At 67.0% G+C, this 14,941-nt stretch carries 18 protein-coding genes; 8 read left to right on the top strand and 10 right to left on the bottom strand.

Features of this window, described 5'->3' with window-relative positions; genetic code table 11:
- A partial coding sequence (locus E1263_RS38075; RefSeq protein WP_132176557.1) for a TetR/AcrR family transcriptional regulator occupies nt 1–355 on the bottom strand: 355 nt, incomplete at its 3' end.
- Between the two features lie 114 nt (nt 356–469).
- Between E1263_RS38075 and E1263_RS38070 the strand changes: the two genes are divergently transcribed.
- Nucleotides 470–1,006 (top strand): hypothetical protein, encoded by a 537-nt coding sequence (locus E1263_RS38070; RefSeq protein WP_132176555.1) that lies wholly within the window; start codon nt 470–472, stop codon nt 1,004–1,006.
- Here E1263_RS38070 and E1263_RS38065 read toward each other — a convergent pair.
- Entirely contained in the window at nt 998–1,486 is a 489-nt protein-coding gene (locus E1263_RS38065; RefSeq protein ID WP_132176553.1) for an NUDIX hydrolase, read from the bottom strand. The two genes, E1263_RS38070 and E1263_RS38065, sit on opposite strands and share 9 nt — an antisense overlap.
- Nucleotides 1,483–1,971 carry a GNAT family N-acetyltransferase gene (locus E1263_RS38060; RefSeq protein ID WP_165956889.1) on the bottom strand — a complete coding sequence of 163 codons (489 nt, stop codon included), beginning with the start codon at nt 1,969–1,971 and terminating at the stop codon, nt 1,483–1,485. Before E1263_RS38060 ends, E1263_RS38065 begins: the two co-directional genes overlap by 4 nt.
- A 53-nt stretch (nt 1,972–2,024) precedes the next feature.
- Between E1263_RS38060 and E1263_RS38055 the strand changes: the two genes are divergently transcribed.
- A complete protein-coding gene (locus E1263_RS38055) occupies nt 2,025–2,585 on the top strand; it encodes a mycothiol transferase (protein ID WP_132176549.1) in 561 nt (186 codons plus the stop codon).
- A 9-nt stretch (nt 2,586–2,594) separates the two neighbouring features.
- Here the strand turns inward: E1263_RS38055 and E1263_RS38050 are convergent, their stop codons facing one another.
- The 4 genes from E1263_RS38050 to E1263_RS38035 form a co-directional block, all read right to left on the bottom strand.
- Nucleotides 2,595–4,346, bottom strand: a complete 1,752-nt coding sequence (locus E1263_RS38050) for a heparinase II/III domain-containing protein (protein ID WP_238161938.1) — start codon at nt 4,344–4,346, stop codon at nt 2,595–2,597.
- Nucleotides 4,347–4,405: 59 nt separating this feature from the next.
- Nucleotides 4,406–5,317 carry an SGNH/GDSL hydrolase family protein gene (locus E1263_RS38045; protein ID WP_132176545.1) on the bottom strand — a complete coding sequence of 304 codons (912 nt, stop codon included), beginning with the start codon at nt 5,315–5,317 and terminating at the stop codon, nt 4,406–4,408.
- Nucleotides 5,318–5,388: 71 nt separating this feature from the next.
- Nucleotides 5,389–7,194 (bottom strand): heparinase II/III domain-containing protein, encoded by a 1,806-nt coding sequence (locus E1263_RS38040; RefSeq protein WP_238161935.1) that lies wholly within the window; start codon nt 7,192–7,194, stop codon nt 5,389–5,391.
- 109 nt (nt 7,195–7,303) lie between these two features.
- On the bottom strand, nt 7,304–7,678 hold the full coding sequence (locus E1263_RS38035) for a VOC family protein (protein ID WP_132176543.1): 375 nt from the start codon (nt 7,676–7,678) through the stop codon (nt 7,304–7,306).
- Between the two features lie 141 nt (nt 7,679–7,819).
- Between E1263_RS38035 and E1263_RS38030 the strand changes: the two genes are divergently transcribed.
- Together E1263_RS38030 and E1263_RS38025 are read left to right on the top strand one after the other, a co-directional pair.
- Nucleotides 7,820–8,230 carry a VOC family protein gene (locus tag E1263_RS38030; RefSeq protein WP_132176541.1) on the top strand — a complete coding sequence of 137 codons (411 nt, stop codon included), beginning with the start codon at nt 7,820–7,822 and terminating at the stop codon, nt 8,228–8,230.
- Nucleotides 8,231–8,332: 102 nt separating this feature from the next.
- Nucleotides 8,333–9,256, top strand: a complete 924-nt coding sequence (locus E1263_RS38025; protein ID WP_132176539.1) for an alpha/beta hydrolase — start codon at nt 8,333–8,335, stop codon at nt 9,254–9,256.
- Here E1263_RS38025 and E1263_RS38020 read toward each other — a convergent pair.
- On the bottom strand, nt 9,227–10,075 hold the full coding sequence (locus E1263_RS38020) for a LysR family transcriptional regulator (protein ID WP_132176537.1): 849 nt from the start codon (nt 10,073–10,075) through the stop codon (nt 9,227–9,229). The genes E1263_RS38025 and E1263_RS38020 overlap by 30 nt on opposite strands.
- A 94-nt stretch (nt 10,076–10,169) precedes the next feature.
- Here E1263_RS38020 and E1263_RS38015 point away from each other — a divergent pair, with 94 nt between their 5' ends.
- Both E1263_RS38015 and E1263_RS38010 read left to right on the top strand, forming a co-directional pair.
- Complete coding sequence (locus E1263_RS38015; RefSeq protein ID WP_238161934.1) at nt 10,170–10,886, top strand: SDR family oxidoreductase; 717 nt, start codon at nt 10,170–10,172, stop codon at nt 10,884–10,886.
- Nucleotides 10,887–10,934: 48 nt separating this feature from the next.
- Complete coding sequence (locus E1263_RS38010) at nt 10,935–11,444, top strand: DinB family protein (protein WP_132176533.1); 510 nt, start codon at nt 10,935–10,937, stop codon at nt 11,442–11,444.
- Between the two features lie 15 nt (nt 11,445–11,459).
- Here E1263_RS38010 and E1263_RS38005 read toward each other — a convergent pair whose 3' ends face one another.
- A complete protein-coding gene (locus E1263_RS38005) occupies nt 11,460–12,416 on the bottom strand; it encodes a 2-hydroxyacid dehydrogenase (protein WP_132176531.1) in 957 nt (318 codons plus the stop codon).
- A gap of 149 nt (nt 12,417–12,565) precedes the next feature.
- On the opposite strand from E1263_RS38005, the gene E1263_RS38000 reads away from it, so the two are divergent.
- A complete protein-coding gene (locus E1263_RS38000) occupies nt 12,566–12,991 on the top strand; it encodes a VOC family protein (protein WP_132176529.1) in 426 nt (141 codons plus the stop codon).
- Between the two features lies 1 nt (nt 12,992).
- On the opposite strand, the gene E1263_RS37995 is transcribed toward E1263_RS38000, so the two are convergent.
- Nucleotides 12,993–14,297, bottom strand: coding sequence for a Gfo/Idh/MocA family protein (locus E1263_RS37995; protein ID WP_132176527.1), 1,305 nt, complete (start codon nt 14,295–14,297; stop codon nt 12,993–12,995).
- Nucleotides 14,298–14,359: 62 nt separating this feature from the next.
- Between E1263_RS37995 and E1263_RS37990 the strand changes: the two genes are divergently transcribed.
- Nucleotides 14,360–14,941 (top strand): LacI family DNA-binding transcriptional regulator (locus E1263_RS37990; RefSeq protein WP_132176525.1); only part of this gene is annotated, 582 nt, incomplete at its 3' end.

Genomic DNA, 14,941 nt, shown 5'->3' with positions numbered 1-14,941 from the left:
GGGTGGGGTCGGGGTACTCGGCGGCGGCGTTGAGGAAGGCGCAGCCCCGGAAGGCGTCTGAGGTGATGCCGGCGGTGATTGCGCGGGCGACGGCTCGGATTTGGTCGGCCGGTACGGCGGTGCTGGCTAAGGCGGCGTCGATTCCGGCGCGGTCGGCCCGGTGGGCTGCCTGGAGGTAGGCGACGACCAGGTCTTCTTTGCCGGCGAAATGGCGGTAGAGGGTCGCGCGGGTGACTTTGGCCTCGGCGACGATGCGGTCGATGCCGACCGAGTGGATGCCTTCGGTGTAGAAGATCTGCGTTGCGGTGCCGAGGAGTCGCGTGCGCGCCTCGGAAACCCGGCCCTGAGTTGCCATGGTTCCGAGCGTAACAGAGAAGGTAGAACGTTCTGTCTTGACAAACAGTGGGTGCAGCCGCGATGGTGAATGAGGCAGAACGTTCGGTCTCTTTCATTGGTTGGAAGGCACACCTTGACCACCATCGACACACCCCTCACCATCGCCCCAGTACTGCGCCGGTTGTACTTCGGGCGGTTCGGCTTCGCCATCGTCTGGGCGGTGCTGGTATTCACCACGAAAGCGCAGCTCGGGCCGGCCGGTGTCGCTCTGCTCGTGCTCTATCCGCTGGTCGACGTCGCCGCGGCGGTCATCGACAGTCGATCTTCGGGACGGAACCGCGGGCTGTATCTGAACATCGCGATCAGCCTGGCGGCCGCGGTCGGGATAGCGATCGCGGGAGCTTCCGGCGTACCGGCCGTCCTTCGGGTGTGGGGTGCGTGGGCGGTGCTTTCCGGTCTTGTTCAGCTGATCGTGGGCGCCGGCCGGCGGCGGCTCGGTGGGCAGTGGCCGATGATCGTCAGCGGCGGAATCTCTGTCCTGGCTGGGCTTTCGTTCATCGTCGGAGCCTCCGCGGCCGACCCGTCACTGACCAACATCGCCGGGTACGCCGTCCTGGGCGGAATCTTCTTCCTGGTCTCGGCGATCCGGCTCGGCCGCACGTCAGGCTGACAGCGGCTCGGTCGTCCAGGTCCAGCCGTCGTCGGTCTGCGTGAAAGTCCACGCGAGCGGTTCGCCGGTCTGCAGATAGGCGATTGCCGGTACGGCGAGCGGCGGATAAGGGAGGTTGGCCAGGAGTGTCGCGGCTTCGGCGGGCGGAAACCAGCCGGCCTCGAGGATCGCACCGTCAGGGTCATCGACAGCGAACGCGTCATCCGCGACGGTCACGGCGTAGTTCCAGGCGTGTGAGACGACCTCACCGCCGACAACCGCGGTGGCTTTCCAGACGAGCCGCATGTCGCCTTCCAGCGCCTTCAGGCCGGTCTCTTCAGCCAGCTCTCGCACCGACCCGGCCTCCGGCGTCTCTCCGATCTCAACGGTCCCGCTTGGAAGACTCCAGTACGGCGCATCCCACGTCTCGTACTGTTCGCGCACTAGCGCCACCTGTCCGTCGTATGTCGCGATCACTCCGCCAAACCGTCGTACTGTCATGGCCCTACTCTCTCCTGCTGGTCGAAGATGCGGAACCCACGTTGCAGGTAGTTGCGAAGCGCGTGGGGGTGGTCGCTGGACGAGGTCTGCAGCCACACACGTGTGGTGGGTGTGTTCAGCGTCCAGGCAGTGCGCGTGACCGCTGTGAGAAAGGCAGCGCCATAGCCCTTGGACTGGACCTCCGGCACCAAGCCGAAGACCACGATGCCCACCACCCCGTCCGCTTCGACAGACAGCTCGGCGAAGCCGGCGGGAGCGTCCCTGATGGTGGCCAGGTAGGTGTGGATGCCGGGTTGGGACAGCTCGGCGGTCCACTGGGCCGTGGTCCACCCTGTACGGCCGCTGGGTCCCAGGGGCGCCCAGATGCGCTGGTAGAGGGCCTGCACCTCCGAGGCCGCAGCAGTGGGAGCCAGCGTGATGGGCGAGGGTGGTGGCTTGCCTGGGAGTAGATCGTCGGGTGAGGTCATCTCCAGGCAAATGATCACCGGGTGAGCGTATCCGGAAGGGGAGTGTCCGGAACTGGTTTTACGGTGTTGGTATGAGCGAAGCATCGTGGGAACCGCCGTTGGCGGGTAGTGAGGTTGAGCAGGTGCTGGGAGCCTTGGAGCGGCTCCGGATGACGTTCCGGTACAAGGTGGACGGCCTGGACAGTGCCGGGCTGCAAGTGCGCATCGGGGCGTCGAGTATGACGCTGGGCGGGCTGCTGAAACACCTTGCAGCTAACGAGGATTACATGTTCACCGTGAAGCTCCGGGGCCTCCCGATCGGGGAGCCGTGGACCAGCAACGGCTGGAGCGACAACAACGACTGGGAGTTCGAGTCGGCGGCCGATGACTCGCCCAAGGAGCTATATGCGTTGTGGGACGGCGCTGTGGCGCGTTCGCGGGAGCGAGTGGCCGCTGCGTTGGCGGAGGGCGGCATGGATCTCCCTGCGCACATCAGTTGGCCGGATGGTCGGCATCCGAGCTTGCGGCGCTTGCTGTGCGACCTGATCGAAGAGTACGGGCGCCACACCGGCCACGCGGACCTGATCCGAGAGGCGGTGGACGGACGGGTCGGCGAGGACCCGCCTGTCGGCTGGGTGCCGTCAGCTGAGTAACGGCGCAGCCTACGCGCGCTTGAGGGTCCCGTCAGCTGCAATAGCGACCGTCGCTCGCACTGCGCCCACCTGCAGATGGAGCAGGGTCTGGCCGGCCCGCTGGCTGGTGGTGTAGCGGACAGCCGCAGTGGCCTTGGCCGGCACGATGACGGAGAGGATCGACGCGGTCCGCCCTGAGCGGGTGAACCCGACCACTGGTGCGGCGCTGCGCTTGTCGATCGTGCGGTAGTGCCAGCTCGACTCAACCTGGGCCGGCGCGGTCGGTTCGCCGTACGGGACCTGTAGGAGCACGGTTTTCACCGTGTCACCCGGTCGCTGCGCCACCACCGAGCCCTGACCGTACGGCGTCACCTGCTGGCCTGCAGGCAAATGCCACAAGGTCTCGTACGAACGCCGCACCGCAGACGACCCGCGGTCGAGCACCACCATCAGATCCGGGTCCTTCAGCACCAGTACGCCGCGCGTCCGCCCCGCATCGCGCAGTTCGTAGTACTCAGACGTCTCCTGCACCACAGACCGCGTCAACCGAGTTGCAGAGGCCCCAACGCCCGACACTGTCATCACGTTGTGTGCAGACGCACCCCTGGCCCACCGCTGCCACTCATCACCCTGGTAGCCGGCATGTCCACCGTCAATCAGCACGTCACGGCCCAGCGAGGTGTACGTGAGCGACATGTGGTCGTCGTGCCCGTGCAGTCGCCGTACCGGCCCAAACCTGATGCTGTACGTCGATTCCGCGCCGAAGGGCCGCTCGACGCCCCACCCCGTCCGCCCAAACACGTACCCGGCGTCAAAGACTCCGACCCGCTGCACAGGTCGAGTCCCACGAGTCCCCAGCGTCCCTGCGTACTCCAGCGGCGTACCCGCCACCGGTGCGGTCTTCACAACCTCAGAGTCCCCGAGCTGATGCAGATAGCCGAGTGAGTTCGTCGCCAGCGCCAGCCAGTTCGCTAGCTGCTGCCGCCGCGCCTTGATTGTCGGGCTGGCCTCAACCCCGCACCTCCCCAGTACGTCGATCGCTCGCCCCCAGAGCGAGTAGTTGTACTGCGCGTAAGCCGTCGACTGCTCATTCGTCGACCCCTGCGCGTCAATCGCGGTCTTGATGCCCGCAGTGAGCCGATCGGCCGCAGTCCGCTTCAGCTCCGCACGTCCCAAGGTGCAGCCGACTCCGAACAGCGCCAGGCTCTCCTCGGTGCCATGGTTCCAGTCACCACTCCAGTGCCGCTGCAGGTACTGAGAATGCTGTAGCAGCGCCGCGTCGATCCACCTGTACGCCGGTGGGAGCCGGCCGACGCGCAGTCCGGACTGCACGGCCTGGCGCAAGCAGATGAGCACATTGGTTCGGTGCATGGTCGACTCGGTCGCACCGGCGTCAGAGCGCCACGGGTACGGGTTGTCGCGCACCCAGTCGTGAGCGATCGCGTCAACGCGTTGCAGCGCACGCTTGTCGCCCTTACCGGCCGCCCGGATCCCTTGCCCGAGCCAACGCAGCGAGTGCAGCCACATGTACCAGCTGGGGTTGTCAGCCGGGTTGAGCCGCCAGTTCACGTCACCATGCCCATCACCAACCCGGTACGGCGGTGTGGTCCCCCAAGCGAACGTGTCCCGGTAGAGGTTGCCCACTGGGTTCGGCCGCTCGATCCCGGAGTACGGCGCGCAGGTGTAGGCGTTGCTCGGCGTAGACGCAACCGGTGCGGACTGCTGGACCACAGTAGGGACAGGCTTCCGCAACGGCTCAGACACCCGATCCGGGACTGCCACAGACCCAATCACCACAGCAGCAGCCACAACCACCGCGGCGGATCGGGTGCCCGCGGCCATTAGCTCTTCAGCGCCTGGGCGATCAGCGCGTTCCGGGCCTTCTGCCCGGCCGGCTGCGTGGTGTGGATCCCGTCCCGCAGGTACGCCCTGACCTGACCCGGTCGCGCCGACAGGAACTCTGACCAGCGCACCACGTGCAGATTCCGGTGTCGTGCGGCCGCCCGGTCCAGTGACTTGTTGATCAGCACGCTATTGGCCCGGTCGGCCGACTGAACGGCCGCCGAGGCGTCGAACCGCCCCGCATGCACGTTCACCCAGTACACCGTCCGCTTCGGCCCGGCGATCTTCATCGCCTGCTCGACCTCGGTCGCGAAAGCGGACGGCTCGAAGATGTCATTGCTCCCGACCGCCATGACGATCCGGTCCGGCAGCCCGTACTCCCGGGACCACTCCGCCAACGCATCCACCGCAGCAGACGCCGGCTGTCCCGACCAGTCGTGCACGGCAACCGGCGTACCGGTCTGTGCCGCCACCAGCTTCTCCAGCGCCGGCCCATCCTGTACGGCGATGCTGTCGCCGAACATGAACACCCCGTCATCGCGAACCGCGGCGCGGATCTTCGCCACGCTGGAGATCCGCCGGCTCAAGTTCTCCCAGGGCCCCAGCCGCCCAGAACCGGATTGCCCCGGCTCGGTCACCGGGAACTCGGGCGCTGGCGGCGGGCTAGGAGCCCGCGAAGGCCGCGGCACGGACGGACTGGGCGTCGGCGTCCGGTCGTCGCCCGAAGGAGCCTCCGCAGCGGCCACATTCACCAGCGGCTGGTCGGCATCCGACCCGGCATTCACCACCGCCATCGTCGTACCGCCCAGCAATGCCACCGCTGTCAGAGCCCCGCTGAGCGCCATCCACGGACCGGTAATGAGCCTCCACGGACCGACGAACAGCTCGCGGCCCGCGTCCCGACGACTCAACCCGCCCTCCACAACTCAAGCTTCCGACCGCCCTAACTTACCCCGTCCGGGCGGGCAGAAGCCCCGTCACTTCAGGACATCCGCACCAGCGACCCGCCGCCGGTGACCCCGATGGACGTCTTGACGCCGTCGACAGTGAGGTCGATCACGTACGTCGTACCGGACATCCGGGTCTTGTAGGTGACCGCTCCGTTGGCGCGGGTCGGGACGATCAGCGACAGGATCGACACCGACTTCCCGGCCCGGGCGAAGATGACCGTGGAGGCCGCCTTGCGGGTGGTGATGTGCGGGAAGTGCCAGCCCTGGATCGGGTTGGTCTGGCCGGTCTTCACCAGCGTGGAGCCGGCTGGCAGAGCGCCCTTGTAGGGGATCTGGAGGAGGACTGTGCGGGTGTTGTCGCCGGCCTTGGTGGCCACAGCGGCCGCGCGGCCCGAAACGGTCGCACGCTGGTCGGACGGCAGGTGCCAGAGGGTCTGGAACTGCTGTGCGGTCTTGGCGGTGCCCCGGTCGAGGGTGACGACGACATCCGGCTTGCGCAGGATCAGGACCGCGCGGGTGCGGCTCACCCCGGCGGCGGGGGAGTCAGCCATCTCGTAGAAGTCGGCGTTGTCGCGGATCGACGATCGGGTCAGCTTGGTGATCGGATTCGTGTCGGCGAGCTTCGGCGTCGTCATCACGTTGTGCGCGGACGGGCCGACGATCCAGGTCCGCCAGTCCTTGTTGGCGTAGCCGGCGTACCCGGTGTCGTTGAGGATGTCGCGGCCGCGGGCCTGGTAGGTGATCGCGGTGTGGTCGCTGTGCCCGTGCAGGGCGCGCTTCGGCCCGAACCGCAGGCTGTACGCCGACTCTGCGGAGAAGGGGGTGGTCGCGGAGCCCCAACCGGAGCGGCCGAACACGTAGCCCGCCGAGTAGATCTTCACGCGGTCCTTGGGGGCCGTGCCGGACTTGCCCTGGGTGGCGGCGTACTCGGCCGGCGTACCGACGATGTTGTTGGTCTTCACGTACTCGGTGTCGCCGATCTGCTGCATCATGCCGAGCGGCGTGGTGGCGTGGGCGATGAACGTCGCCAGCAATGCGCGCCGGGTGCTGATCGTCTTGCCCGGTTCGACGCCACAGTCCTGCAGCGCCTTGGTCGCGCGGCCCCAGAGCGAGTAGTTGAACTGCGCGTAGCCGGTCGCCTGCTCATTGGTTGCACCCTGGGCGTCGATCGAGGTGGTGATCGCCTTGCCCAGCCGCTCCTGCGCGGTCTTCATGTAGTCACTGCGGTTCAGAGTGCACCCGACACCGAAGAGAGCGATGCTCTCGTCCGTGCCGTGGTTCCCCGCCCCGCCCCAGTTGGCGGTCATGAACTTGGCGTGGTTGATCAGCGCCGTGTCCAGCCAGGCATAGCTGCTCGGCAGCTTGGTGACCTTGAGGTTGCTCAGCACGGCCTGCCGCAGGCAGATGAGCACGTTCGTGCGGTGCATCGTCGCCTCGTGAGCGGCGGCGTTCGCTTTCCACGAGTACGGGTTGTCCTTCACCCAGTCCCGGGCGATCGCGGTCACATGGGTGAGCGCGGCCTTGTCACCGTTCTGGGCCGCGGTGATGCCCTGACCGATCCAGCGCAGCGAGTGCAGCCACATGTACCAGCTGGGGTTCTTGTACGGGTTGGCCTTCCAGTTGATGTTGCCCTTCCCGTCACCGACCTTGGTCGGCTTGAACTTGCTCCAGATGAAGGTGTCCTTCATCACCGCACTCAGCGGTACGGCGTCGTCGATGGTGCTGTAGCCGGCGCATTTGTAGCCCCCGACAACAACTGCCTGCGCCGGAGTGGGTGCGAGCAGAAGCCCACCCACTCCAGCCGTTGCGAGCGCAAGCGAAAGTACACGTCCGAGCACGGAATCCCCTAGCCCCTAGCTGCTCCCCAGCAGCAACCCAAAGTTCTTGTCACCTCCTCCGATGCTCGGTTCGGCGGAGAAGTTGTGAGTTGCTGCGGGCAACTTCGAACTAGGAGCTGCGTTCGGCCTCGCTGCGCTCGACGCAGAACTCGTTCTGCTCGGGGTCGAGCATGGTGACCCAGCCGGGTCCCTCGGGCTTGCGGTGGTCCTCGTGGATGCCGGCGCCGAGCTTCTGCAGCCGCTCGACCTCCTCGTCCCGGGTGCGCTCGGTCGGCACCCAGTCGATGTGCACCCGGTTCTTCGCCGTCTTCGACTCCGGGACCTTGATGAACAGCAGCCCCGGCACCGGCGCGGGCGCCTCGACCAGGACCTCGTCGTCCCCGGGCTCGTCACCCTCGCCCAGCGGCCAGCCGGTCGCGGTGCTCCAGAACTGCGCGAGTTCGTACGGGTTTTCGGCGTCGATGGTGATGTGTCGCAAGATCATGACCAGACCCTAACTCCGAACGCAGGGCGTCTGGTCAGTAACGCAATGGGGTTGATGGGTTCGGGGTCTCGCGGACTGTCGGCAGGCGGGTCTAGGGTGCGGCCAAAGGGTGGTTTCGGGCAGGGGGAAGGGGGAGTTCTGATGGCGTCTCGATTGAATCCGTACATCCAGTTCGACGGAAGTGCGCGGGAGGCTCTGGAGTTCTACCAAGGGGTGTTCGGCGGTGACCTGACAACGAGCACCTTCGGTGAGTTCGGCGCCGGCCACGGCCCCGACGACGACAGCAAGCTGATGCACGGCCAGCTGGAGACGCCGAGCGGCTTCACGCTGATGGCCGCGGACACTCCGCAGGGGATGCCGTACAACCCCGGCGAGAACATCTCGATCAGCCTCAGCGGCGACGACGGTGACGACCTGCGCGGCTACTTCACCAAGCTGTCCGACGGCGGCAAAGTCACCGTCCCGCTGGAGAAGCAGATGTGGGGTGACGAGTTCGGTCAGCTTGTTGACCGGTTCGGCGTCAACTGGCTGGTCAACATCAGCGGCAGCTGACCACACACCCAGGCAGACAGCGTTTCCCGATCAGGATTTGGCCCCTCGGCGACTCAGCCCCCGAGGGGCCCTGTCCTTTGCTAGTGGCAGGTAGGAGTAGACGTGGGCGACGGTGTGCGGCTCACGGACGGACGGTGGATCGAGCTCTGGGACGGTGGCGCACGAGCCGGTACGCCGGTGCTGTTCCTGGCCGGCTGCCCAGACACCCGGCACGCGGCCTACCCAGGTGATGAAGCCGCGCGTCGACTCGGCATCCGGCTGGTGGCGATCAACCGGCCCGGCTACGGCCGCTCGACCAGTCACCCGTCCACCCATGCTTCGGTAGCCGACGACGTCGTCGCGGTGGCTGACGCCCTCGGGATCGAGCGATTCGCCGTGATGGGTATGTCGATCGGCGGCCCGTACACCGCTGCCAGCGCAGCACTGCATCCCGAGCGCGTAACCGCGTTGGCCGTGCTGGCGAGTCCGGCGAGCGTCCCGGAGCTGGATCCGCCGTACCATCGCGACGACCTCGACGCCGACCGTCAGGCTTTCTTCGACCGGCTGGCCCGAACCTCGCCCGCGGAAGCAGCCGAGCTGATGCGCCCCGACTTCCTGGCCTATGTCGCCCAACTCAACCCCGCCGACCCCGACGACACAGCCCTTGTACGACGCTTCCTGGCCGAGCTCGACCCGCATGACGCCAAGGTGTTGCGCGGGGCGACCGGTGCGGTGGCCGGCCTGAAGCTGGGCTCGGACCAGGCGATAGCCGCTGGCATCCGCGAAGCGTTGGTGAATCCGGATGGCTATCTTCGTGATGCCGCAATCTCCTTCCGTACTTGGGAGTTCCAGCCCGAAGCAGTTCGTTGCCCAACGCACCTTTGGTACGGCGAACTCGACGCGAACGCCTCGGTACGCAACGGGCACTGGCTCGCCGAACGAATCCCTCCAGCCACCCTCGTCATCCACCCGCAGACGACCCACCTAGCCGTCCTGCAAGAGCACTGGGTGACAGTCTTAAGTGGTCTCGCGGAGAGCGGCAGCTGAGCGGACGAGCGCCGCGACCGCCAGGGATCGGCTGCTCGGTCGCCACGCGATCAGGGTCGTGACATCCGGCGCGTCGACGACGGGTACGGCGACGTGCTCGGGCCACTGCCAGGCGCGGCTGGAAGCGGGGATGACGAGCAATGTCTTGCTGAGCGCGACCAGTTGAGCCAGTTGAGACTGGGTGTGGACCTCGGGGCCAGGCCCGTCCGGGTACGACCCGTCGAGCTGCGGCCAGCGGGCGATCGGCAGGTCCGGCACGTTGCTGACCTCGGCCAGAGTCAGTTTCTCGCGGGCTGCGAGTGGATGCTTCGCGGGCAGGATCGCGACCTGGCTCTCGGTCTGGAGCTCCTCGGTGTCGAAGCCGGCCAGGTCGTCGTACGGGTGATGCATGATCGCCACATCGGCACTGCCGTCGCGCAGTAGACCGGCCTGCTCGCTCACCTCGCAGAGCAGAATCTCGATGCTGTCCTTGCCCACGACATCGAGGAGCCGTAGCAGCAGTTCGTGGGATGCACCGGCTTTGGTGGCAAGGATCAGCGGCCGCTGTGGATCCGCCGCCCGTCGAGTCCGCCGGGTCGCGGCGGTGATCGCCGCGAGGGCGGTCCGGGCTTCGTCGAGCAACACCTGGCCGGCGGCGGTGAGGGTCACGCCCCGTCGGTTCCGGGTGAGGAGCTCCACTCCGAGTCGATGCTCCACTTTGCCGATCGCCCGTGACAGCGGCGGTTGCGCGATCCCGAGCCGCTCGGCGGCCCGGCCGAAATGGAGTTCTTCGGCGACCGCCACGAAGTACCGGAGCTCGCGGGTCTCGAGATCGTCCACACCAGCAGCCTACGCGCTGTGATACCGGTGGGGTATCACAGCAGAGTCGATCGGTCTTGGACGCCGACCGGGCACCTGGCCAAGCATGGGTGGTGTGAATGAGACCAAGACCGCGCTGATCACCGGCGCGAACAAGGGAATCGGCTTCGCCATCGCGCAAGGCCTCGGAGCACTCGGCTACACGGTCGCGGTCGGAGCCCGCGACGACGTCCGGCGGAAGGAAGCGGTCGAGCGGTTGGAAGCCGCCGGTGTGAAGGCGTTCGGTGTCGCACTCGATGTCACCTCGGACGAGAGCGTTGCCGCGGCCGCCAAAGCTGTCGAGCAGACCGCCGGCCGACTGGACGTCCTCGTCAACAACGCCGGCATTGCCGGCCCGATCGCCGAGGGCGCTCAGGATCCGACGACACTCGACCTCGAGGTGCTGCGCGCGGTCCTGGACACCAACGTCTTCGGCGTAGTCCGGGTGACCAACGCAATGTTGCCGCTGCTCCGCCAGGCGGACTCGCCGCGGATCGTCAACCTGTCCAGCAACATGGGCTCGCTGACTCTGCAGACCGGGCCGATCCTGGCCGCCTACGCGCCGTCGAAGTCGATGCTCAACAGCATCACGGCCGTGTACGCCCGGCAGTTCGCCGACACGAACCTCATCGTCAACGCCGCTTGCCCCGGCTACGTCGCCACCGACTTCAACGGCCACCACGGAGTGCGGACCCCGGAGGAAGGGGCCGCGACCGCCATCAGGCTGGCCACGCTGCCGGATGACGGACCCCGCGGAGGCTTCTTCGACGACGAGGGAATCGTCCCCTGGTAGGCGGAAAATCAGGTTCGCCGCACCGGGTCGGCGGGCTAGCTTGAGGGCATGGGACACAACGACGTGCTGCGCGATCCGATCCTGCACAACAACTGGGCGACCAAGAGCCTGATCCGCTTCTGCCGCGCGCAGGGGCTGTCGGCCGAACAGCTCGAGGTGACCGGCGTCGGGACGTTCGGCGGGATCGTCGCGACCCTGCACCACATCGTGCGGTGCGACGGGAGCTACCTTCGGCGCATCGCCGACCGCCCGCTCGACTTCGTGGACAGCGACAACGCCCCGGACTTCGACCTGCTGGAGCAGTGGAACGACGAGGCGGGTGCCCTGTGGGAGGAGTTCCTCGCCGGGCCGATCGATGTCGAGCGGGTGATGATCGTCGACGACAACACCCGGGGCACGCGAGTGGGGATCTTCATCGCGCAGGCGCTCAATCACGCCAACCACCACCGCGAGCAGGTCTGCGCGATCCTGACTGGCTTCGGCATCGAACCTCCTGACATTCAGGCGTGGGAGTACGCCTGGGAAACCGAACGAATCTGGGACCTTCCCGCCGGCTGACCTACTCGCCGGCGGTTAGAGGTCTGCGGACTCCGGCACAGGGGTCAGCGCGGTGCCGGAGCTGAACCAGTTGAGGATGTTCTCGACGACCAGATTGCCCATGGCTATGCGGGTCGGGACGGTGGCCGAACCGACGTGTGGCAGGAGCACCGCATTCGGCAAGGTCAGGAGGTCCGGGTGGACCTTGGGCTCGTGCTCGAAGACGTCGAGCCCGGCCGCAAAGATCGTTCCGGTCCGCAATGCGTCGACCAACGCCTGCTCGTCGACGACCGAACCGCGGGCGACGTTGATCAGGATCCCGTCCGGCCCCAAGGCCTCCAGCACCTCGGCGTTCACCAGGTGGCGGGTGGAGTCCCCGCCAGGGATCACGACGACCAGGGTGTCGACGTTGCGGGCCAGCTCGACAAGCGTCGGGTAGTACTCGTAGTCGACGTCCTTCTCGCTGCGGTTGTGGTAGGCAACGGAGATCCCGAACGGCGCCACCCGGTCGGCGATAGCCTGCCCGATCCGGCCGAGCCCGAGGATGCCCAGGCGGCGGCCGCTCATAGTTGCCTTGGTCAACGGATAGGAACCGTCCTGCTGCCACTTGCCGGCGCGCAGGTAGCGCTCGGCCTGCGGTAGCTCGCGCACCGTCATCAGGAGCAGCCCGAGGGCGGTGTCCGCGACCTCGTCGTCCAGAACACCCGGGGTGTTGGTGACGACGACGCCACGTTTGGCAGCGGCGGCGGCATCGATGTGGTCGTAACCGACGCCGAAGCTGGCCACGATGCGCGCCGCAGGCACCTGATCCAGGAAGGCGTCGTTGATCGGCGTGCCGCCGGTGGCGACGGCAACGATCTCGTCGCGGCGGGCGGCGAGGACCGCATCGGGGTCGCTCTCCTCCCAGAGCCGGATCAGCTCACAGTGACCGCTCAGGCCCTCGGCGACGGTGGCATGCATCGGTTTCGGCATCAGCACGACTGGTTGTCCCATGCCTCACATCCTCTGCGACAGAACCCGCCCGGACCAGGAACCCGGTACGCATTTCCCAGGCACTGGACAGGAACTCCGTCCGAGTTCACCTTCGGATCGATGGGAGTAGCGGACAGTCGCTGTCCGCAATGCCGTTGATGCTGAGAGACATGAGTGAGCACAACAGCAACACAGCGACTTTCCACACCTACCTCAGCTACCGCGATGCGCCCAGCGCGCTGCGCTGGCTGGAGAAAGCCTTTGGCTTCGAGACCACGCTGGAGTACCCGGATGAACAGGGCGGCATCGCCCACGCAGAGGTGCGGTACGGCGGCGTCGCCTTCATGCTCTTCACCGACCACCTGGGCTACGACCGGCCGGTGCGCAAGGAAGACACCGTCGGCCAGGGCCTGTATATCGGCGTCGACGACCGAGAGACGGTAGATGCGCTGTACCAGCGCGCCGTGGCGGCCGGTGCAGAGACGGTCTGGGAGGCGGCCGCCAGTGAGTGGAACTATCGTTTCCGGGTCGCGGATCCGGAGGGCTACGAGTGGACCTTCGGAATTCACCGACCCGGACTATCCGTCGCGTCGTAACTCAGCCGAGGTTCAGGTCGGCGACGGTCACTGGTTGGCCGGTGATCAGGGATTGGTTGGCAGCGATGCCCACGGCTACGGCGCGGATGCCGTCGTTGATATCTGCTGCGCGGGCGAGTGGATCGTCGCCGGGGCCTTGGAAGAGGTCTGCGTAGAGGAGACGGTCGCCGCCGCCGTGGCCGCCGGCGGCTTGAGGAATCTCTACCTCTACCGCGGCGGTCCAGTGCTTCTGGAGCACCAGATGTTCGCCGTCGGAGCGGATGTCGCCAGTGATGAGGTTGCCGGCGGGGTAGCTCGGGTCGATGTGGGCGTCGATCACTGCTGCGCGTTCGACGACGGCTAGTTCGGCGCGGCCCTCGGTGCCGTTCACTGCGACCTTGTAGCCCTCCCACGGGGAGTGGGCGTTCAGGGAGTAGCTGAGGCGGGCGCCGTTGGCGTACTCGGCGATCACGGCCAGGTTGTCCTCGATGGTGATGCCTGGGTTGAAGACATCCTGGTCGCGGAGGTAGCCGTCGTACTGCTCGCTCTCGTAGTAGAGGCGGCGGTTGTCGTCGCTGGCGCGCAGGTCGAGCAGCCAGGGGTCGTTGCCGGGGTTGTCGACGGTGCCGCGGGGTGGGCGTGGGCCTAGGCCGCGGGCTGCTGCGTTCTGGTCGCCGTAGAAGGACAGAGCGCCGGAGGCGAAGACGCGAGCTGGTTCAGATGCGATCCACCAGTTGACGAGGTCGAAGTGGTGGGAGGCCTTATGGACCAGGAGTCCGCCGGAGTTCTTCTTCTCGCGGTGCCAGCGGCGGAAGTAGTCGGCGCCGTGCCTGGTGTCGAGCACCCACTGGAACTCGACGCTGGTGACGGTGCCGATCGAACCGTCTGCGATCAGCTGGCGCAGTGCGCTGTTGCGGGGCGAGTAGCGGTAGTTGAAGGTCACCACGACGGACTTGCCGGATTCGGCCATCGCTGCGGCGATCTGACGGGTGCCTTCGGCGTCGATCGTCAGGGGCTTCTCGACGATCACGTCGGCGCCGGCTCGAAGGATTCGCGAGACGACGGCTGCGTGGGTGTAGTCGGGGCTGGTGACGATCACCCGGTCGACGGACTGCTCTTTGACCATGCGTTCCAGGTCATCGGCGCCGTACTGCGGGAGTGCGGGGCCGCCGAGCTCTTCGACGTACTGCTGGTGGAAGGCGAGGCGGCCCGGGTTGGGGTCGAGGAGCGCCACCAGTTCGGCGTCGGCGGGGTGGTCCTGGAAGATCGCGCGGACGTATTCGCGGGCTCGGGACCCGGTTCCGGCGACGGCGTAGCGGCGGGGCATGGCGTTGGCCCTTCTGCTCTACTCGGGGAGGAATCTACTCGTGTAGACCGTATCATCGGGAGATGCCGTCGTCTCCTGTCACGCGTAATGACGTCGCCCGGTACGCCGGAGTGAGCACGGCCGTCGTGAGTTACGTGGTGAATGACGGGCCGCGGGCGGTGTCGCCGGGTGCGCGGGAGCGCGTGCTTGAGGCGATCCGAGTGCTGGGGTACCGGCCGAACGCGACTGCGAGGGCGTTGCGGACGGGGAGCACGCGGACGTTCGGGCTGATCACGCCGGACGGTGGGAATCCGCTGTTCGCCGAGCTCGCCAAGGCGATCGACAAGGCGGCAGCAGCACGCGGGTACGTCGTACTGCAGACGAGTGCTGATGGTGACGCGGAAACCGAGCGGGTGAAGGTCGCGCAGCTCCTGGCGCGCCAGGTGAGCGGACTCGTGCTCGTGACACCGGCCGAGGCGCCTGACCTGGCTGGTGCGGACGTGCCCGTCGTTGTCGTCAACCGCGTGCTGCCGGGCGTGAGCTCAGTAAGCCCCCGCTACCGCGAAGGTGCACGAGAGGCCGTCGAGCACCTAGTCGGGCACGGGCACACCCACATTGCGCTGGTGATTGGTGAGGTGGCGCGGGGTGGGGTGTCTGAGCGGGAG

Source organism: Kribbella antibiotica, assembly GCF_004349055.1.
In the GTDB taxonomy this organism is placed as follows: Bacteria; Actinomycetota; Actinomycetes; order Propionibacteriales; family Kribbellaceae; genus Kribbella; species Kribbella antibiotica.
Note: the sequence above shows the minus strand (reverse complement) of the source record. Positions and strands in the feature narration are given on the sequence as shown.